Raw genomic sequence first — 21,068 nt, 5'->3', positions numbered from 1 at the left:
AAACCGACGCGGTGTTGCGTGGCAATGCAACCGAGCGTGTCGCAACCTCTTGCATCAAAGCTAAGGCTGTAATTTACAGCACCATAATAGAATAACACAAAGCCCCTGCGATTGCAAGGGATTTGTTGCTGTTTTTTCGTTTTTTTATAATGAAACTGTTTTCTTTTTTGATAGGTCATTTATTTAACTATTTTCATAGAAGAAAGTTAGTCTCTCTTCACCTGTTCATAGCTTTCTTTTCCATCATTGAGCTTGTCCCAAATCACTACTTGCCCACTTTTGAGGGATTTTTGCACATCGATGATTCGTTGATTGGACGAACCTCGAAACTGGAGCATGAGATTTCTCTTAGTTCGGTCATACCGTCCATCGACAAGGATGTCAATTAGTGATAAGAGTTCCAGTTTATCTGGAGTTTCCAACATCATTTCTTCCCAAGTGTAGCCGGTCCATGACCAGATGTCCTTGTCTGGCAATTCCTTTCGAATCCGCTTCACGAGTGGCAAGAGAATACCTGTATTGAGAAAAGGCTCCCCTCCCAGCAGGGTCAAGCCTTGAACATAGGGTTGGGCAAGGTCTGACATAATCTGTTCTTCTAATTCTGCTGTATAAGGAATTCCGGCATTGAAGGACCAGGTCGCTACATTATAACACCCCTCGCAGTGAAACATGCAACCTGCTACATAGAGAGAGTTGCGCACGCCTTCTCCATCTACAAAGTTAAAGGCCTTGTAGTCGATGATACGCCCTTGACTGAGCTCCTCGCTTTTCCATTCTTGTGGTTTTGGATTATTCATTCGCTACCTCTATCCAATAACGCTCCACACCATCACGAACATCCTCAAGGAGCCCACCATTTGCTAAAATGACTGCTCGACTAGCAGGATTATTCACGCTACAGGTCACCAGAGCCTTCTTGATGTTCTTTTCCTTAGCAACTTGCAAGCCCTGACGGAGAGTTTCCTTAGCATAATCCTTGCCTCTTTCTGATGGACGAATGGAGTAGCCAATGTGGCCACCTTCTTCTAGTAAAAAGTTACTGAGGCGCAACCGGAGATTAAGAAATCCAATTGCTTTACCTTTCACAGAAAAAGCTACTAACTGAATTGCGGGAACCCATCCTTCAGTCAAATTAATCCCCATTTCCTGATTCTGATTACTTTCCAACCATTCCTCATAAGAAAAATTTTCTGTATCCCTGAAACCACCGTCGTGAGGCGACTGATATTTTTCAAACTCTGCCATCATCTCTAAAACTGTTTCTTTATCTGCTAATCTTGGTCTTCGAAGTTCCATCCTTACCTCCCACTAAGAGAAAAGCGAGAGCTGACTCTCACTTTTATTTCTTCTTATTCTTGTTTAAAAATTGTTCTCTGAGGCTAAGCAAACGTTCTTTCTTACCAGCTCCACCTTTAGAGTGTTTCTCGTGATAACGGGTCACTTGTGCACGTCCCTTATCATCTAATTGATATTTTCCCATTTCAGTTCTTTCTAATTTGTTACTTGATGGCCAGCTATTTTAATCGTTGAACCATTCATATGTTTGACACGCGCAGCGATTTCCTTGTGACGTCCATTAACCATCGGACGCGCTTGAGGATTACCTAGGTAGCCACAAGTTCGTTTGACCACATCTACTGTTTTAGGGTCGCTATTGCCACAGTTTGGACAAGCAAATCCTCTCTCAGTTGGTTCAAAATCCCCTTCAAAGTCACACTTGTAGCAACGGTCAATTGGTGTATTGGTCCCTAGATAGCCGACACGGTCATAGGCATAGTCCCAGACAGCTTCCAAGGCCTTTGGATTTTGCTGAAGGACTGGATACTCACAGTAATGAATGAAACCACCTGACGCACCTGCTTCTGGATAGACTTTCTCAAAGTCCAATTTTTCAAACGGTGTTGGATTTTTACGAACATCGTAGTGGAAAGAATTGGTGTAGTATTCCTTGTCTGTAATATCAGGAATAGAGCCAAACTTGTCTGTATCTAGTCGGCAGAAACGATCTGTCAAACTTTCAGATGGTGTTGAGTAGATAGAGAAATGATAGCCATATTGGTCAGACCACTCTTCTACACGGCGTTTCATATCGCGAATGATGTCTAGCGTGAATTCCTTAGCATCTGGATTGCTTTCCCAGCTGTTACCAAAGAAAACAGTCGCTACTTCATACAAACCGATATAGCCCAGCGAAACTGTTGCCCGACGATTCTTAAAGAGCTGGTCAACACTTTCTTCTTTACCTAGACGATGGCCAAAAGCACCGTACTGATAAAGGATAGGAGCATTGGCTGGTGTCGCCTCTTTAGTGCGTTCGACACGGTAAACAAGAGCATCTTCAGCGATATTCATACGCTCGTTGAAGATTTCCCAGAACTTATTCATGTCACCATCAGACTCGAGGGCGATGCGAGGAAGATTGACCGTCACAACGCCTAGATTCATCCGACCTGAATTGACTTCTACGCCATTCTCGTCTTTCCATCCTTGAAGGAAAGAACGACAACCCATAGGAACTTTGAAAGAACCTGTCAAGTCAACAATCTTATCATAAGACAAGACGTCTGGATACATCCGCTTGGTTGCGCACTCTAGAGCCAACTGCTTGATGTCGTAGTTGGGTGTCCCTTCCTCTAAGTTGAGTCCTCTTTTAAGCGTGAAGATAAGTTTAGGGAAGATAGCTGTTCGATGTTCTGAACCAAGGCCCTTGATTCGGATGTTCAAGATAGCTTTTTGAATTTCACGCTCAAAACGATTGGTTCCCAGACCAAAACCGAGCGAAGTAAAAGGTGTTTGCCCATTTGAAGTGAAGAGAGTATTGATTTCATACTCAAGAGATTGCATGGCATCATAGATGTCTTTTTGCGTTTTCTTCCAAGCGTAATCTTCCCGTTTTTCAGGCAAGACCCATTCTTCTGCATCTTTGAGGTGTTTTTGGTAATTCTTCTCTGCGTAAGGAGCCAAGACTTCATCGATACGGTCAGCTGAACAGCCACCGTACTGGCTAGAAGCAACGTTGGCGATGATTTGGGAAATCTGAGCTGTCGCAGTCTGGATAGACTTGGGACTTTCTACCTCTGCATTTCCAATCTTAAAACCATTTTCCAACATACCTTTAAAATCAATCAAACAGCAGTTGGTCATAGGGGTATAAGGACTGTAGTCCAAATCGTGATAGTGGATATCCCCCTTTTGGTGGGCATTGGCTACGTGCTTAGGAAGCATTTGCAGTCCGATTGATTTCCCAACAATCCCTGCTGTCAAATCACGCTGGGTATTAAAGACATCACTGTCCTTATTAGCATTTTCATTGACAACTGCCTGATCTTTATTGAGAAGCTTATGGATACTAAAGTTAATATCTGTCGCTTTTGAGCGCTCAAAATCCCTCTGTGTCCGATAAGTGATATACTCCTCAGCTAGCGCATATTCTTTGGCTTCAAGGAGTTCATGTTCTACGATATTTTGAATTTCGTAAATCTTAACCCCCTGTGGAAAGCGACTATGAATTTCTGTGACAATTCGCTCGGTCAAAGCATTTAGGCGTTTTTCGACCAAGGGTGTCACATCCATAACCTTGTCTGCCGCCTTGTGGATAGCCTTGTCAATCTTGTCCACATCAAATGCAACACGTCTCCCATCTCGTTTTTCAACGAAGAGGGTTGCTAAAGTTGTAATTTTTTCTTCTAGTGCAATCATATACATGCTCGTTTCTAAAATGTTCTTTCTAAAAAGTATTATACCACTCTAAAAATAAAAATCAATATCTTGTGTTAAAAATCCTAAAATTTTTAAAAATACACAAGATATTGATTTTGTTATTTGATTTTATAGACTTTAAACTCTGAATAATCAGTCTTTACTTGTTGATAATTTTCTTTTAAGAGTGTCTCCGCCTCAGACCAGAGAGCCACCTTGTCGTTTACCACAATCACCTTAGGTTGGTTTTCTTTCAAGTCATGAATCAAGGTAGTTTTATTTTCTTCTGTATTCGTATAAAGAAGAGGTGATGGGAACATGGATCCAGCCAAACGCTGACTTTCTTTATACATTTGAACATGAGAATCCCAAATATAGATTTGGTCACCATCACTCGTCTCTTGTTTGACTCTGTCTACTACTTGATGTTGTTCTCTATAAGAAGCTGGATGCAAAACAAAACGAGCCACAAAAGGAATTGCAATCAGATAAACCACCACTAGGATAGGTAAGTAGAGATTCCCCTTCATAAATTTTTTCCATAAAGTAGGAGCTTCTTCTCTTCTCCGACGACGATCTCCTCTAGCTGAATGTTTCCCACGAATACTGGTCATCAAAAGAAGGAGTAAAAATGGAAGGATTAGAATCAAACACGAACCGTGAAGAGGTTCTTGAGAAAAAAGCAACAAGGCTAATACAAATATGAAAGCAAAACTAGCTGGTACTGAAATAACATATAATCTTGATGCCTTTGATTGGAACAAACCTAGAAAAACAAGGAAGAGAGCTCCTAAACCAAAGGTCAACAAACCATAGAATAGAACATTATCCATTAGTTGGGGATTGATAAAGACCTGAAGGGAATCAATCGGATATAAAAGACTTCCTAGAGCTTCTCCAAAGCCACCTGAAGCAAGAACATAATATCCTACTGGGTAAAAAATGAGAGAAAAGCCAAGTGCTGCTGCAAAAAACTGATAAACTCCATGAGCAAAGCGCCCATGTCCAACATTAAAGACAAACAAACCAATTGTTACTACTGCAATAAAGAGAAGACTTGTAAGAGGCTCTATGAAAAATGATAGGGCCAAGAAAATCCCCAGACGTAGAAATCCCTTGTCATGGTTAGGAGTTGATAGATAAGCTGCTATGAACGAAAATCCTGCAAACAGAAATGGCAAAGCTAAAATCGTAGCATATCCTCCGCCAAAACCGAGACCGGATACCAAAATATAAAATATGGTTAGGAGTTGCTTGGCTTGTTCCCTTTGTCCCGTCAGATAGTCAGTTGAAGAAAAGAGGAAGTAACCTCCTCCTAAGAGGGCTAGCCATTCTACCAAGGCAAAAAGGATGCCTCCTTGGGTGATGTAAAGTAGCAAGTAATAAATAAGACCGTGACTTGCATAATAGCTACTGTAAAGCTGTCCTCCCTGATGTAAAGCCCACCCTATATACAAATCCTGCGCCTGAGAGGGACTTACCATATCTAAAAGTAAAGGTAGCACCACAGAAAAAACCGTTGCAATCGTACTTCCAATGATGAGTCTGAAAAACGGAAAAGCTACCTGTTCTTCTTTTTCTACATGAGATTCAAGGTTCCTATCCAATCTATTTTCAATCTCATTACTCTGTATCGTTTTGGATACTTCTTCTATTCTGCCATATACAGCCATGTCGTTTCTCCTATTCAATTTATCTGTCTTAGTATATCAAAAAGACCTAAAATTGTCAGCTTGCGATGGCTGTTTGAGCGATTTTTTGCATAGTTTCACAAAGGTTTCAATTTCCCGAAATCGGTGTAAATGCGTCTGTTTAAATGACATGATATAATCCAATTCTTTCTGAGTCAGCATCGTCCCTCCCTATATCTTTCTATTCGTAAAAAGCAAGAAAAAGAGGACTGGTTTGTGTCCTCAGTCCTAGATTTCTTATAAGATAGGGGCGAATAACTGGGCAATTTCCTTAATCAATTTTTGATGCCAGCTATTTTTTATCGTATGAGGGAAAATTTCTTGCGATGATGAAAAAATCTCCCGAAAATCTTTTTGAATCTCAGCAATTGATTCTGTTTTATATAGCAAGACTGCATTTTCATAGTGGTGAAGCAAACTTCTATAATCTAAGTTAATGGTTCCAACTGCAGCAAAATCCTTATCCACTAAAATTTGTTTACTATGGATAAAGCCTGGACTATACTCAAAAATCCTGACTCCTGCTGACAACAAATCCGGATAGGCCCCTCTTGTAATCAGTTGGATTAATTTTTTATCCGGAATGAAAGGAGTCACGATGCGGACATCAACACCCCTCATGGCCGCATTTTTAATACTCTCTGTTAAGTCATAGTCAATAATCAAATAAGGTGTTGTGATATAGACTGAATCGGTAGCCTGATTAATCAAACTTTGATAGACTTTTTTCCCTACCTGGGTACGGAAGATGGGCTTGGGACCACTACCGTAAGGAATGCAGAGCCCTTGGCCAGAACAAGGCTGATTTTCCAAGTGATACTGGTCAAAATCGCTGATTTCCCCACGATTGATGTACCAAGTCATCAAAAAGAGACGGGTGAGAGCCTTGACACCAGGGCCATCTATGCGAATCCCACTGTCCTTCCAGTAGCCAAAGCGTTCTACATGATTGATGTACTCATCGGCTAAGTTAATGCCTCCTGTATAGGCTACCTGACCATCTATGACAAGGATTTTCCGATGGTCCCGATTGTTGTAAGCCACCGTCAAACGAGGAATCACCTTGTTAAATTTATGGGCTTCAATTCCTCGACTACGAAGCTGAATAGTATAATCTCCGGGTAAAGTTGCCATACAGCCGATATCATCATAGAGCATCTTGACCTCTACACCCTGAGCTGCCTTTTGCTCTAGTATGTCTAGTATGCTATTCCACATTAGACCTTCTTCGACAATATAGTACTCTAGAAAGATAAACTTTTCAGCTTTCTTGAGGTCTTCCAACATATGTTGCCACATGCTTTCACCCGAAGAAAAGAATTGTGAATCTGTTCTATCATAGACATCGGCATTACTATCCATACTTAACAAAGATTTGATCACTCCGTAAGCCGCCTTATCATCTTCCTTCAATTTCTGGCGGAGAGCTTTACTGTTATCCTCCCGAAAATGCATGGAACCAAGTTTGTCCAACTGCTTGATTTCTTTTTTGGACAATCGCCTTTCACCAAACATCAGATAGAGCAGGGGGCCAATGATAGGAACAAAAGTTACCACTAACCACATCACTTTGCTTTCAGGCGCCATGGAACGATTGACAATCGCTACGATAGTCGCCATACTCATAAAAATTAAGACAATAACCCATAGAATAGGAGCCATCCGCCCTAAATAAAGAAAGAGACCAAAAACAAGACACAGTTCAAGTAGCATAATCGAAAGACTAAAGCCATACTTGGACATAAGCAACTGTATTTTTCTAGCTTTCATACATTTCCTTTCTTTTTTAGCCTTCTCTCTGACCACCTAGTTAATAGTTATTTCCATTAGTATACATCAGTTCACAGCTAGATGGCAACACTTTACTCTTGCGGAAGTTTCAACCATTATGCTTTCAGATGCGTATTACAGTTTGAGAGCCAACATATTGACCGTCATACCGGCTGCAGTTCCCATAAGGTAGACGACATCCCCCTTCTGGATAAGTCCATTTTCCAAAGAATAAGCTAAGCCAAACGGTACAGAGACTGACACCATATTTCCATAGTCAGTGACGAGATTGAGGTACTGATCCTCGGCCACACCTAGTTTTTCCATGACCAAAGGAAGAGCACGGCTTGCTTGGTGAGGAATGATATAGTCCACTTCTGCCAAGGCTAGCTGTGTTTTTTCTTGAAACTCTTCAAACATGACTGGGATTTTACGAGCAGATAAGAGGAGAATTTTCTTACCTTTCATATCAAACATATAGTTGGTCTTAGTCGCTTCAGAGTACTCTTTTGGTTGAAAAGAAGTCAGACCTCCACGAATCTCCGTATCGTGTGCTCCTTCTGACCAAGTACGTTGGAGACTAGCAATAACCCCTTTTTCCTGATAGCTTTTTTGGAAAATAAAGGCTGCTGCCCCATCACTAAAGAGTTCAAAACTTTCTTTTTGCTTGGGATTGAGCCCTAAACTTCCAACCTCACTAGACACAATCAAGACACGATTATATTCACCCGCCTCAATCAAGTGGGACATAGTCGATAGAGCAGAAATAAAGCTGGTACAGGTCGTATTGATGTCCATTGCTGGAATTGAGAGTCCTTTTGCCACGCGCTCATGAATCAATGCTGCTGTACAGGGAATAGGCTGGACTCCAACAGCACTAGCCGAAACCAGACAATCAATATCCTCGATTTTTAAATTTGCTTTTTCAAGTGCACTCTGAATAGCCACTTCTGCTAAATCTAGTTGCGTTTCTTCATTTTCCACTACACGATAACGGGTCTGGTCTTTAAATTGCACCATATTTTTTGGAAGGCAAATGCCATAACCTGCGATTTCTACATGTCTTGTTACTTCTGTCATTGTCTTTTGTCCTTTCATAAACGTTGGATTCGTTTGAGTTTACGACTTGTATCCCAGTGATAATCCGAAAATTGGATTTCAGGAACTATAAACTGCTTTTGCTGGGCCAAGAGTTGGAATTGAGCTAGAATAGCTGCCTCTAAGTCCTCATCTAGTTGACTTAGACAAACTTCCACTAACTTCTCGGAATGCTGCTTGACTTGGTAATCTCCCACATTCTCCACAAAGAGAATGCAGCGCCTGATAAAGTCTGGATAGATCGTTACATGTCCCCCATCCAGTCCTTCAAAATAGAAGATGTCGTCAGAGCGTCCTTCGACCTTGTCAATACGTGTATAGCAGGAGCCACATGGACAAGGCTCCGGATTTTCAACCAAGATATCATTGAGCTGGTAGCGATAAACAGGCTGACTGCTTCGTTTAAAGTCCGTAATCACTGGATAAAAACGGCGATCATCCAGATATTCTTTTTCCACATAGATAATGTCTTCGTTGAGATGCAGATTGCCAGCTGAGCAAGTGCAGGCTAAAAAACCTTCAGTCGCCTGATAAACTTGGTCAATAATGGATAGAGAAAAGGTTTCTGCGATCCGTCCCCTATCACTATCTTCCAAGATTTCCGCCACCGAAACGATTTTTTGTGGGTGAATAGCTAACTCTCCATCCTTGAGACGCTTGCTCAATTCAATCAACATCGAGGCTGGCGCCACAATAATCGTTGGTTGATAGTTGTTGAGTCGCTCGATATGCTCATCTGTATGTTTGAAAATATCAAAATACTCTAGACGAATGAGCGCCGTATTGATGGTCTGATAGAGTTCATTATCAGCTCTCAGGAAAAAGGCGATGCGGTGTCCAAAAAGCTGCCCCTTGGGCAACATCTTTGCCAAGATAGCCGCAGCCCACATACTTCGCTCTTTCTCTGTTGTGATAAAGAGCCCCCGATGTCCAGACGTCCCTGAAGACAGACCGACGGCTACTTCCCCTTTAAGTTCAGTGAAGTCACGGGTCTTCTCACTTTCAATAGCTAAGGATAAGGCTTCATCACGATCCACTCCTTGGGTGTTGAGCTCATTGAAATGTTCCATCATAAAACCCTTGTCCATATGGTCAAAGTTGCTAGGAACCCCATTTTTAAAGTAGGGCGACTCTCGCTTTAAAAAGTCCATATAGTTGGCTAATTGCCTTTTCTGATAGTTTTCTACAGCTTCTCGAGATTTGAAATGATGAAGCCATCGAGTTTGGATAAAGGTTTTAAGAAAGGTTATTTTTTTCATGTAAGATTGACTCTATCCTTTCTATAGGGTCATGACTAACAACTACCTCGATACCGTCCTTTAAGACTTCCTCCAGAAACTCTGTCCCCCTGATATAATCGGCCTTATTATCCTGAACCAAGGAAGGAATCAGGTGCATCTGCTTGGTATAAGGTAAGAGGTCAATTCCCCAACAGAGGTCTGCTGCAATGAGGAGATTGAAGTCTGGAAGGTACAGACAGGCTTGACCCCTAGCATGCCCGTCAAGAGAAGCAACTAAGATACTGCCATCTCCGAAAAGATCACAAATCGGACGATAGGGAAATGTTGAATCCTGCTGGTTAGCTCTGATAATGGTTAGATTTTTCTCAAAAGAAGCTGGCAAAAACTCCTTGAAAATCAAGTCTTTCAACTTAGGTTTTTGATAAACTTCATACACTTCTTTTGTCAAGAGAAAGGTTGCATTAGGAAAAAAGCTAGTCCCTCCCAAATGATCTGGGTGTAAGTGAGACAGGATGACATGGTTAATTTCTTCTGGTTTGATTCCTTTGGCTCTGAGCAAATATGTAATCTGGTCCTTCTTCGTCATTTGAACTGGCGTTCCCAAACGATAGAGACCATAGCGAAGCTTCGTCTTAATATCATAGTGATAGCCCGTATCATATAGCAAATAGCCTTTGTCTCTGTGTTTAATCAGAAAGACACCAGCTGGGAATCTCATCTTTTTATTCTTGACTCCCTTAAATAGCAAGCCTGTATAACTTGTACAGTATCCTGCTGGGAAATAATCAATGCTTTCGATAATCTTTGACATATTGTTCAATCCCTTCTGAAATACTGATTCGAGGGCAATAACCCAAGTCTCGCTTCGCCTTGCTGATGTCCAGTGTCTGGCTATACCTCAGCAAATAATAGGTGTAGCGTGTCATAGCTGGCTCACCTTTGAGTTTCAAGGTCTTATAAAGAAACTCTAAACTACTGGCAATAACTGACAAAAGAGGAGCCGGTACTCTTCTGTATGTTATCGGATAGCCTAGCCCTCTCAGGGTTTCTTCTATCAGACTCCTAAATTCCCTTGGTTCTCCATTGGTGATGTTATAAACTTCACCACTAGCTTGAGAGGCCTCTAGTGCCAAGCGAATTGCCAGAGCAACATTTTCCACACAGGTCATATCCATGAGCTGACGACCGTCCCCTATCAAGGGAATGCCAATCTTCTGACTAAGTTTGAGAACCCGGGGTAAAATACTGGTATCCCCAATCCCAAAAAGCCCACGAGGTCGTAAGATCATACTAGGAACATCGGGATAATCCTTAAACAGCTTCTCCGAAGCTAGTTTACTACGAATGTAGTTGTTTAGATTATTTTCCTGAGGCGCATCGCATTCTTTGATAGCCATCTGATCTCTAGGAGCAGCATAGATGCTAGGTGAGGATACGTAAACCAAGCGTTGGATACCCGTCTCCCGACAAGCCTCTAAAACATACTTGGTCCCCAAGACATTTGTCTGGTAGAAATCTTCCCAAGGTCCCCAGACGGTAGAAAGAGCACCAGCATGCACAACCATGTCCATACCCTGACAAGCCTGAACCAAATCCTCTGGCTTAGTCAAATCTCCTTGAAAAAATGATACTAGGGAGTTCTCTAAAGACTGACCCACCTTGCGATTTCGTCCAAAAGCGCGTACCTGATAGCCATGCTGACTGAGCTCTTCTACAACATACTTGCCTAGAAAACCCGTAGCACCCGTTACCAATACTTTCTTCATATTTTATTTCTCCTTGTCCCCCAAGAGTCGATATATTTCATTCTTGAGGATTTCTGTTGGCTGGTAGACCTGAGCTGCACGACTGAGTTTGTTCAATTCTGGCCAGCCATCTCTTGCCAATAACTCATCAAAAGCGTGTCCAATCGCTTCTCTATCCTCTCGTTTAGCAGTCAGGGCAATCCCTGCCTCTAGCCCACGAACCGCATAGTCATACTGATCATAGTCATGAGGGAGAATCAAGGCAGGCTTGCCATAGATAATACATTGGTAAAAAATACCCGCGCCGCCATGATGAATCACATAGTCCATCTGGGGAATGTATTCCTTATAGGGAAGGGAAGATAAGATACCACAGAAACATTGTCCATGACCTCCTCACATTGGAAGTCTTGTCCACCGAACCCCAGAGTCACAAAGAAATGACAGTCCGGATGTTCTTTTGCCAATTGTTGGGTCTGGTAGAGGAGATTGTCTTTGGCCCATGCTAACTGAGTGCCGCAGGATACAAGAACCTTCTTATACCCTGCATAAGGAGCCAAATCTAGGGGATAATTCTCTGCCCTCTCAATCGAAGACCCAAAAGGTCCTGCCCAAAGGTAGTGCTCTGGAAAACCACTTTTCAGCTCCAACTCTTTCATCCCAATTCCCAAGATGGAATAGGGCGAATAAATGGTTTCCTGATTTTTTTGATTGTAGAGCTTAAAATCGTAACGTTTCAAGCGTTCTCTCAATAAAAAGGTTACGATTCGTTTCCCTAAACGAGTCCCTTTTCTTCCTAGCCATTGCTGGGCAGATTGAAGAGGGGTCTTTGGGCTGCCCATTCCTCCAAAGAAACAAGGCGGTCCATCTGTTGTTTCAATGGCAAACTGTGTCGCCATAGTGGTAATCCAAGGAATCCCCAACTCTTCCGCTACAAGTCCTCCAGAGAGAGTTATAAAATCCGCAATAACAATATCTGGTCGATTTTTTTCCCATTCTTGCACTAGTTGGTCAGACACTATATTGATCAAATCCAGACTAGCTGACAACTGCCGATAAGCAGAAATAAGATTTAGCTGCCCTTCATTGTTGGCTACACGCTCAAACTCATCTACACAATTTTCTAAAATAGGAATCACCTGAAATCCCATCTCCTCTGCGACATCTTTTCGTTGCGGTCCTGTAAATAATCGAATCTCATACAAAGGAACCTTCAACAAAGGTGCGAGTAAATTCAGGGTCGGGAAGAGATGACCACTTAAAGGGAGTACTACAACGTCAATTTTGATTCTCTTCATATATCTAGCATAACAAATTTTTAAAAAAAGAACTACTCAAAAAATGTACGACCCCTAAAAGTAAAACTTATATTTAAGAAAAAGGAATGAATCTTGTATAAGACCCATTCCTTTATGTGTATGATTTATCTAACTTTTATCGAGTAATAGATCAAATATCTTTCATCTTATCGGAATTTTTGATAAGTAAGCCTTACTTGGATAAAACGATGCGATCAGATGCTTCTCTATCCATATCGTCGATAATCATCTGATTGCCGTTGATTGCATAAATCTTGGCATCATCACCAATAATCATGCGTTGATTGGCGGCATCGAAGCTGACCTGTTTGATTTCTTGTTCCCCGTCAGTTTCTACCTGTGTCCAGGTGCCAGTTATTCCAGTTACCACTAAAGTGATCCGGTCTCCTTCGTCCTGACCAGTATAAGTTCCATCAATATTAGTTGGTTGAGCCTCAGGCGCATTTTGTGAAGAACTTGTTGCTGCCTGGTTTGTATTTTCTGTAGAAGATGAAGTAGCAGGTTGTGATTGCTGAGTTTGTTGTGTTTGCGGTTGAGCTGCTGGTTGTTGAACCTGTTGGGTTCTTTGTGAACAAGCTACTAAGAGACTAAGACTTGCCAGAGAAGCAAGAGAAAGTGTGAATGTTTTTAATTTCATAATGAATTTCCTTTCTGCTACCGATTTAGAGAATCTTCCTTCTAACTGGCAGTTCCCCTAATATAACAAGTTCAAAAAAGGAGGTCAATTTATCTGCTCATGGGCCAGTAGATGGCTCCGTACTTCTGAGATAAAATAGAGAGACCCTGTAATGAACAACAAGTCCTGCGCGTCGGCTCTTTCTTCAAAACTGCTAATAAATTCTCGGTAAGACGGAATCACATCGTAACCTGTTACATCTGTCTCATCCAAAGAACCTTGATAGTCAAAGCCGGTCACCTTGAGTTCCACCTGAGGTAAATTTTCAGTCAGATACCCCAACATCCCTTGATAATCCTTACGTTTCAAGGCTCCAAAAAGGATTTGAGGTCGATATCCTTCTTGCTCTTTTTCTTTGATAAACTCAACCAAGCGAGTCAAGGCAGGGAGGTTATGAGCACCATCCAAGTAAATCTGAGAACGAATACGCTCCAAGCGACCAGCCCAATGTGTTTGTTCTAAGGCCTTTCTTACAGCCTGCTCATCAACAACTTCCTTTCTTTTTCCCATAAAAAGAAGAAAAGTTTGCAACGCCAAGGCCGCATTTTCCTGCTGATAAGCTCCTTCCAAGCCTATTTTCAACTGCGAAAGATTTAGTAAAGAACTTGAAAAATCACCGTTCAGCATTGAAAAATCCTGGCCAGCCTGATAAAGGTCAACAGCTAATGATTCAGCTTTTTTCTGACAGATAAGCCTAGCTTCTGGAGGCAATTTCGCAATCACTGCCTTCTTACCAACCTTGAAAATACCAGCTTTCTGCTCTGCGATTGCTTCTAGACTATCACCCAAGGTCTCCTGATGGTCAAGCCCGATGGAGGTGATGACAGCGATCTCTCCAGTTACCACATTGGTCGTGTCAAGTAAGCCACCAATTCCCACTTCTAGTAAAACCAAATCCACCTCTTGTTCCCTAAAATAGAGAAAAGCAATCAAGGTCAACAATTCAAAAAAGGACAACTGGTCATGGGTTTGCACAAGTGTCTTTTCCATCACCTTGACCTGCTCAGCTAAACAGATAAAGTCTTCGTCTGCTATAGGTTGTCCATTAATGCAGATTCGGTCATTGATGGAGATGATATGAGGGGAGGTAAAGGTCGCAACTTTTTTGCCATGTCCCATAAATAATTCCCTCATGAAAGCAATGGTAGACCCTTTCCCATTAGTCCCTGTTACGTGGATAATAGGATAAGACTTCTCGGGATTTCCTAACAAATCCACCGCTTGCTGCATTCGGCCCAAACCTGATCGAAAATTCAAACCAATCCGGCTATGGAGCCATTCTTCTACTTCAAACATACACCTCTCCTTGACAAAAGTCTAATCAATTATCTAGCAAAATTCCGTAGATAACAAAAAATGAGGTCAGGATTTTCGTCCCAACCTCTTACCTGGTTAGCTAATAACTAGCTCCTATGAATGTTAATCTGGGATAAAACGTCCCCCAGACTTACCAGTTCTTTCTTATTTAAAGGAACTGGGGTAAAAATATCCACTGGACATTCCAACTCTTCTAAGTTTCAGGAGTTGGGGTAAAAATATCCCCCGGATATTTTTACTCCTCCATAAAACTGTTGAAGACTTCTTCAATCATGTTCCATTCGTCTTCTGAGTCTTCTGGGATTGGTTGCAATTCGCCTTCTGTTCCATCTTCGTTTTCGATGAATGAGTAAGCTTGGATTTCAACTTGTCCGTCTTCGTCTTCTTCTGCGTTAACTGGTACTAGGAGAACATAGTTTTTACCAAATTCTTCTTTCCCGTCAATCGTCAAAAGGATTTCAAACAAGGTTTCGTTTCCTTGCTCATCTACTAGTGTAATTAATTCACGTTCTTCGTGGTCGTGGTTATGATCGTGTGACATAGCCTCTCCTTTGTATTAAAATTTTCTATCTAAATAATTTTGTAAAATCAGCTGAGCTGCTAACTTATCAATGACTTTCTTGCGCTTGTTTCGGCTAATATCTGCTTGCTCGATCAACATGCGCTCTGCAGCAACTGTTGTCAAGCGTTCATCTTGATAGTCTACTGGTAAACCAAAAAGCTCTTCTAGCTTTGCTCCGTAGGCTTGACTAGCTTCCACGCGCGGTCCGCTTGTATTGTTCATGTTTTTAGGCAATCCCACTACAAATCGTTCCACCTTGTAAGCATCAACCAACTCCTTAACGCGGTCAAAACCAAATTGGCCTTGTTCCTCATTGATTTGGATGATTTCAAGTCCTTGAGCTGTAAAACCGAGCGGATCGCTAATAGCCACCCCTACCGTTTTTGAACCGACGTCTAATCCCATAATTCTCATAGGTTATAGATCGACTCCTTGTCCTTTAAGGTAGTAGCGGACCAATTCTTCAACGATTTCATCGCGCTCATACTTACGGATTTGATTTCGTGCATTATTATAACGAGGAACGTAGGCAGGGTCTCCACTCAATACGTAACCTACGATTTGGTTGATTGGGTTGTAGCCCTTATCGTTCAACGAAGCATAAACATCAGTCAGAGTTTCGCTAATTTCTTTTTTATTGGAATCGTCCAATTTAAAACGTACTGTTTCTTCAGTAAATCCCATTCTAACACCCTCTTTCCTTAGAATAGTACCATTATAGCATAATTCCTTACGTTCTACAATTCAGGCAGTCTATTTATTTGGATTTTCTATTGTTCTGTCGCGCCATTTGCCAATCTGTCTGAAATATATTTGCTTGGTTCATTCTTCAAGAGATTTTCTAAACCAATGTTCTTCAAATATTCTAACTGAGAAGCCTTCTTGACATCCAAAACTTGAAAATCAAAACTAGTTGTTGTTTGAAGTTCTGTTGCACTCAATAGTTTAGTTTCAAGCTTAAATCCTGCTAATTTACGAGCTTCTATGATAGCCTCATCCTTCTCCTCCGCCTCAAGAAGAGCTTTTTGAGTTTCTTCCACTCCATGTTGGTCGATATAGGTCTTCAACTCATCTGAGACTGGACGCTTTTGTTGGATGGTTAGGTTCAAAAAAGTCTTGTCTTTATAAGTAATGGTTTGGGTTTGCTGGCTGCCATCATCTGATTTCGGCAAAACCAAAGTCTTGGTTACAACTGTATTCTTCTCAGCATTTTCAATAACTGGCAATGCCGACTGAAGCGTATCCTTTTCTGTTTTTGTAGCTGTTCCAGTTTCTTTTTTCTGTCCGCAACCAACCAGGACAAAAAGGAAAGCTAGGCTAACAAGAACAATTCTTTTCATTTCTCTCTTCTTTCTTTTTGAAATTAAAATAGAATAAGACTGGGAATTGCTCCCAGCCTTGATGTTTATAGAGCTGCACGCAAACGTGCTTCTGCATTTTCTACATTACGGACAGAGCGTGGTAGGAAAGCACGAATATCGTCTTCCTTATAGCCAACTTGCAGGCGTTTTTCATCCACAAGGATTGGGCTCTTTAAAATTCTCGGTGTTTCCATAATCAGATTGAGGACTTCATTGACACTCAAATCTTCAATATCCACTCCAAGGGCTTTGGCATAGCGATTTTTAGACGAAACGATGCTGGCTATTCCGTTATCTGTTTTTGTCAGAATATCCAGTAATTCTTCTCTCGTAATTCCTTCTTTACCAAGGTTTTGTTCTTTATAACTTAACTGGTGGGCATTGAGCCAGGTTTTTGCTTTTTTACAGCTAGTACAACTTGAGACTGTATAAATTTTAATCATGTACCTACCCCTTTCGCTACATGTTACTATCAGTTTAGTCTATTATACCATAAAAAACATCCGACTTGCGACCTATTTTTAAATTTTTTTGACTTTTTTCGTCATTTTCGTACTTTTTTCTTGACAAACAACTAAATGACTATCAACTCTTTTGGAGCTAGGGTCAATAATTCACAACCTGTTTCTGTAATCAGAATATCATCCTCGATACGAACACCATATTTGCCTTCGATATAGATACCTGGCTCGTCTGTCAAGGCCATACCTGCTTTAATAGTTTCTGTAGAAGTCTGGCTAAAGTATGGTTCCTCATGGATATCCAGTCCAATACCGTGTCCAATACCGTGGGTAAAGTAGTCGCCATAGCCTGCCTCGATGATAATATCACGAGGAATTTTATCAAAGTCACGGAAACCTAATCCTGCCTTAGCCTGGTCAATCAAGGCTTGATTGGCTTTGAGAACCGTATTGTAAATCTCTGCCTGCTCATCACTGACATGTCCCAGATAGATAGTCCGTGTCATATCACTGACATAGTGGTCATAAAGGCAACCGAAGTCCATGGTAATGGCTTCTCCTAGTTCAACTGGTTTGTGCATAGGATGGGCATGGGGTTTGGAAGAGTTGATACCGCTAGCTAGAATCGTATCAAAAGATAAGCCAGATGCTCCCAACTCACGCATGCGGAAGTCAAGGAAGTTGGCAATCTCAATTTCAGTCTTTCCTGGCTTAATAAAGTCAAGAGCATCGCGGAAAGCTTGGTCTGAGATAGAACAAGCCTTACGAATAGCTGCAATCTCCGCCTCATCCTTAATCATACGAAGGCCTTCAACAAACTGAGTTTGTGGCAGCAAGTCTATTCCTTCAAAAGTTGCCTGCATACGGTGATAATAAGAGACAGAAATCTCATCCTCAAAACCGATTCTAGACAAGCCCATATCCTTGACAATGCCTGCAATGACAGCCAATTCATCACGGTCAGCCACAATCTCAAACCCACTGGTTTCTTGCTTGGCTGCGATGATATAGCGAGAGTCTGTCACCAAGACCTGACGGTCACGGCTGATAAAAACTGTTCCGTTTGAACCCCAAAAACCAGTCAAATAATAGACGTTTTTAAGGTTATTAATGATGATGCCATCTAGTTCTTTTTCTTGCATTTTAGCGAGAAATGCTTGTACACGTTTATTCATGATGTAACTTTCCTTTCAAATAGTGTCCTGTGTAGCTGGCTTCATTAGCCGCTACTTCTTCTGGGGTTCCTGTTGCGATGATGGTTCCACCACCGACACCACCCTCAGGACCCAGGTCGATAATATGGTCTGCCGTCTTGATAACATCCAGATTGTGCTCGATAACAAGGACTGTATTGCCATCGTCTACAAAGCGAGCTAAAACCTTAAGCAAGCGAGCGATATCCTCGGTATGAAGACCTGTCGTCGGCTCATCGAGAATGTAGAATGATTTTCCTGTCGAGCGTTTGTGGAGTTCACTAGCCAACTTCATACGCTGGGCTTCTCCCCCAGAAAGGGTGGTAGCTGGTTGACCTAGCGTCACATAGCCCAGTCCCACATCCTTGATAGTCTGAAGTTTGCGTTGAATTTTCGGAATGTGTTGGAAAAATTCTACCGCATCGTTGACCGTCATATCCAAGACCTGCGAGATATTCTTTTCCTTGTAGTGAACTTCAAGGGTTTCACTGTTATAGCGGGTTCCGTGGCAAACTTCACAAGCCACATAAACATCTGGCAAGAAGTGCATCTCGATCTTGATAATCCCGTCACCTGAGCAAGCTTCACAGCGACCACCCTTGACGTTGAAACTGAAACGACCCTTCTTGTAGCCTCGAATCTTGGCTTCGTTTGTCTGAGCAAAAAGGTCACGTATATCGTCAAAAACTCCTGTATAGGTAGCTGGGTTGGACCTAGGCGTTCGTCCGATCGGGCTCTGGTCAATGTCAATCAAGCGGTCTACATGCTCAATCCCTGTAATAGTCTTAAATTTACCAGGCTTGTCTGAATTACGGTTGAGCTTCTGGGCAATGGCTTTTTTGAGAATGCTATTGATTAAGGTTGATTTCCCTGAACCTGAAACACCTGTCACCGCAATGAATTTTCCTAGTGGAAAGCGAGCTGTGACATTTTGCAAGTTGTTCTCACGCGCTCCTGTCACTTCGATAAAACGACCATTTCCGGCACGGCGCTCTGTTGGCACTGGAATAGCACGTTTGCCTGACAAGTACTGGCCTGTGATAGACTTGCTATTGCGAGCAACCTGCTTGGGCGTACCTGCAGCGACAATCTCTCCACCAAAAACACCTGCACCGGGACCAACGTCAATCAGATAATCCGCCTCACGCATGGTATCTTCGTCATGTTCCACTACTATGAGAGTATTACCCAAATCACGCATCTTTTTGAGACTGGCAATCAGACGGTCATTATCCCTCTGGTGAAGACCGATTGACGGCTCGTCTAGAATATAAAGGACACCTGATAAGTTAGAACCAATCTGAGTTGCCAAACGAATACGCTGACTTTCCCCACCTGAAAGGGTTCCTGCCGAACGTGACAGGGTCAGATAGTTAAGACCCACGTTATTAAGGAAGGTCAAACGATCCTTGATTTCCTTGAGAATAGGCCGAGCAATAATGGCTTCATTTTCAGATAGAGTCAACTTGCTTACCAAGTCCAAGTGGTCCGCGATAGACAGGTCTGAAATTTCTCCGATATGCGGCCCTTGCTCACCACCCACGCGGACAGACAAGGCTTGGTCGTTGAGACGATAGCCGCGACAAGTTCCGCAAGACAGCTCATTCATGTAGAGGCGCATCTGGGTGCGAGTGTAGTCACTATTGGTCTCATGGTAGCGACGTTTAATATTATTGACAACTCCCTCAAAAGGAATGTCGATATCGCGCACGCCGCCAAATTCATTCTCATAGTGGAAATGGAATTCCTTGCCATCTGAGCCGTAGAGAATCAAGTTCTTGTCTTCTTCTGACAAGTCCTCAAAAGGCTTATCCATATCCACTCCAAAGGCTGTCATAGCCTGCTCTAGCATGTTTGGATAATAGTTGGATGAGATAGGATTCCAAGGGGCCAAGGCTCCCTCACGTAGCGTTTTGCTGGCGTCTGGCACTACCAAATCAGTATCCACCTCCAGCTTAATACCCAAGCCGTCACACTCACTACAAGAGCCAAAAGGAGCATTGAAGGAGAAGAGACGCGGCTCTAACTCTGGCACGGTAAAACCACAAACTGGACAGGCATAATGCTCAGAGAAGAGCAACTCAGAATCGTCCATGGTATCAATAATCACATAACCTTCTGCAATACGAAGGGCAGCCTCAATAGAATCAAAGAGACGACTACGGATGCCCTCCTTGATAACAATACGGTCAACCACGACATCAATATTGTGTTGCTTGCTCTTAGACAACTCTGGCACTTCGGTCACATCATAGACTTCCCCATCCACACGGACACGGACATAACCATCCTTCTGAACCTTTTCAATGACGCTCTTGTGCTGTCCTTTTTTCTTACGGATAACTGGGGCTAAGATTTGCAGGCGTTGGCGTTCAGGTAACTCCAAAACCTTATCCACAATTTGCTCCACAGAAGAAGCCTTGATAGCTCCATGCCCGTTGATACAGTAAGGCGTCCCCACACGTGCGTAGAGGAGACGCAGATAATCATTGATTTCAGTCGTGGTTCCCACTGTCGAGCGAGGATTTTTACTAGTCGTTTTCTGGTCAATGGAAATAGCTGGGCTGAGACCATCAATGGCATCTACATCTGGCTTCTCCATATTCCCCAAGAATTGACGAGCGTAGGCTGACAAACTCTCCACATAACGACGTTGTCCCTCCGCATAGAGGGTGTCAAAGGCCAGACTGGATTTCCCTGAACCTGACAAGCCGGTCACGACAACCAACTTGTCTCGCGGAATCTCCACATCAATATTTTTTAAATTATGGGCACGCGCCCCATGAATGACAATTTTATCTTGCATCTTTGTTCTTTCTAGTCCATTATTGCTTACCATTATACCAAAAAAAGTGAGATTCTATTACCCAAAAGGCTGATTTTGTAGTATAATAGTACGGTGTGAAAAAATCTGAAAAATGAGAAAGGATAAGGG

19 protein-coding genes and 1 pseudogene are annotated in these 21,068 nt (G+C 42.2%); all 20 read right to left on the bottom strand.

Going from position 1 to position 21,068, the window contains the following annotated elements; genetic code table 11:
• Positions 1–206: 206 nt before the first annotated feature.
• Positions 207–797 (bottom strand): anaerobic ribonucleoside-triphosphate reductase activating protein, encoded by a 591-nt coding sequence (gene nrdG, locus QM409_RS02565; RefSeq protein ID WP_049543962.1) that lies wholly within the window; start codon positions 795–797, stop codon positions 207–209.
• Entirely contained in the window at positions 790–1,296 is a 507-nt protein-coding gene (locus QM409_RS02560) for a GNAT family N-acetyltransferase (RefSeq protein ID WP_261012149.1), read from the bottom strand. The genes nrdG and QM409_RS02560 overlap by 8 nt, the downstream gene beginning before the upstream one ends.
• Before the next feature lie 43 nt (positions 1,297–1,339).
• Positions 1,340–1,480 carry a hypothetical protein gene (locus QM409_RS02555; protein ID WP_000521621.1) on the bottom strand — a complete coding sequence of 47 codons (141 nt, stop codon included), beginning with the start codon at positions 1,478–1,480 and terminating at the stop codon, positions 1,340–1,342.
• A gap of 11 nt (positions 1,481–1,491) precedes the next feature.
• The gene (gene nrdD / locus QM409_RS02550) at positions 1,492–3,699 is read right to left on the bottom strand and encodes an anaerobic ribonucleoside-triphosphate reductase (RefSeq protein ID WP_261015114.1); all 2,208 of its coding nucleotides are present in this window, start codon (positions 3,697–3,699) and stop codon (positions 1,492–1,494) included.
• Positions 3,700–3,818: 119 nt separating this feature from the next.
• Positions 3,819–5,372, bottom strand: coding sequence for a damage-inducible protein CinA (locus tag QM409_RS02545; RefSeq protein ID WP_414305098.1), 1,554 nt, complete (start codon positions 5,370–5,372; stop codon positions 3,819–3,821).
• Between the two features lie 255 nt (positions 5,373–5,627).
• Positions 5,628–7,160, bottom strand: coding sequence for a cardiolipin synthase (gene cls, locus QM409_RS02540; protein ID WP_414305097.1), 1,533 nt, complete (start codon positions 7,158–7,160; stop codon positions 5,628–5,630).
• A 135-nt stretch (positions 7,161–7,295) separates the two neighbouring features.
• The gene (locus QM409_RS02535; protein ID WP_414305096.1) at positions 7,296–8,240 is read right to left on the bottom strand and encodes a 3-oxoacyl-[acyl-carrier-protein] synthase III C-terminal domain-containing protein; all 945 of its coding nucleotides are present in this window, start codon (positions 8,238–8,240) and stop codon (positions 7,296–7,298) included.
• Positions 8,241–8,254: 14 nt separating this feature from the next.
• The gene (locus QM409_RS02530) at positions 8,255–9,517 is read right to left on the bottom strand and encodes a F390 synthetase-related protein (protein ID WP_414305095.1); all 1,263 of its coding nucleotides are present in this window, start codon (positions 9,515–9,517) and stop codon (positions 8,255–8,257) included.
• Positions 9,495–10,310, bottom strand: a complete 816-nt coding sequence (locus QM409_RS02525) for an MBL fold metallo-hydrolase (protein WP_414305094.1) — start codon at positions 10,308–10,310, stop codon at positions 9,495–9,497. The genes QM409_RS02530 and QM409_RS02525 overlap by 23 nt, the downstream gene beginning before the upstream one ends.
• Entirely contained in the window at positions 10,285–11,265 is a 981-nt protein-coding gene (locus QM409_RS02520) for an NAD-dependent epimerase/dehydratase family protein (protein ID WP_414305093.1), read from the bottom strand. Before QM409_RS02520 ends, QM409_RS02525 begins: the two co-directional genes overlap by 26 nt.
• Before the next feature lie 3 nt (positions 11,266–11,268).
• Positions 11,269–12,542: pseudogene (locus QM409_RS02515) on the bottom strand (glycosyltransferase).
• A 193-nt stretch (positions 12,543–12,735) separates the two neighbouring features.
• Positions 12,736–13,200: an SP_0198 family lipoprotein gene (locus QM409_RS02510; RefSeq protein ID WP_414305092.1), complete on the bottom strand. Its 465-nt coding sequence runs from the start codon at positions 13,198–13,200 to the stop codon at positions 12,736–12,738.
• An 84-nt stretch (positions 13,201–13,284) separates the two neighbouring features.
• On the bottom strand, positions 13,285–14,535 hold the full coding sequence (locus QM409_RS02505; RefSeq protein ID WP_414305091.1) for a bifunctional folylpolyglutamate synthase/dihydrofolate synthase: 1,251 nt from the start codon (positions 14,533–14,535) through the stop codon (positions 13,285–13,287).
• Positions 14,536–14,791: 256 nt separating this feature from the next.
• Positions 14,792–15,097, bottom strand: coding sequence for a DUF1292 domain-containing protein (locus QM409_RS02500; RefSeq protein WP_000017620.1), 306 nt, complete (start codon positions 15,095–15,097; stop codon positions 14,792–14,794).
• Positions 15,098–15,112: 15 nt separating this feature from the next.
• Complete coding sequence (gene ruvX, locus QM409_RS02495; protein WP_033609357.1) at positions 15,113–15,532, bottom strand: Holliday junction resolvase RuvX; 420 nt, start codon at positions 15,530–15,532, stop codon at positions 15,113–15,115.
• Between the two features lie 3 nt (positions 15,533–15,535).
• Positions 15,536–15,802 (bottom strand): IreB family regulatory phosphoprotein, encoded by a 267-nt coding sequence (locus QM409_RS02490; RefSeq protein ID WP_000507059.1) that lies wholly within the window; start codon positions 15,800–15,802, stop codon positions 15,536–15,538.
• A gap of 86 nt (positions 15,803–15,888) precedes the next feature.
• Positions 15,889–16,458, bottom strand: coding sequence for an SP0191 family lipoprotein (locus tag QM409_RS02485; protein WP_261015110.1), 570 nt, complete (start codon positions 16,456–16,458; stop codon positions 15,889–15,891).
• A 65-nt stretch (positions 16,459–16,523) separates the two neighbouring features.
• Complete coding sequence (gene spx, locus QM409_RS02480) at positions 16,524–16,922, bottom strand: transcriptional regulator Spx (protein ID WP_000591165.1); 399 nt, start codon at positions 16,920–16,922, stop codon at positions 16,524–16,526.
• Between the two features lie 131 nt (positions 16,923–17,053).
• The gene (locus tag QM409_RS02475) at positions 17,054–18,115 is read right to left on the bottom strand and encodes a M24 family metallopeptidase (RefSeq protein ID WP_049515513.1); all 1,062 of its coding nucleotides are present in this window, start codon (positions 18,113–18,115) and stop codon (positions 17,054–17,056) included.
• On the bottom strand, positions 18,108–20,939 hold the full coding sequence (gene uvrA / locus QM409_RS02470) for an excinuclease ABC subunit UvrA (RefSeq protein WP_414305090.1): 2,832 nt from the start codon (positions 20,937–20,939) through the stop codon (positions 18,108–18,110). Before uvrA ends, QM409_RS02475 begins: the two co-directional genes overlap by 8 nt.
• Positions 20,940–21,068: the final 129 nt, after the last annotated feature.

The organism is Streptococcus mitis (assembly GCF_047465045.1).
In the GTDB taxonomy this organism is placed as follows: Bacteria; Bacillota; Bacilli; order Lactobacillales; family Streptococcaceae; genus Streptococcus; species Streptococcus mitis_DT.
This window is presented reverse-complemented; position numbering and strand designations above follow the sequence as displayed.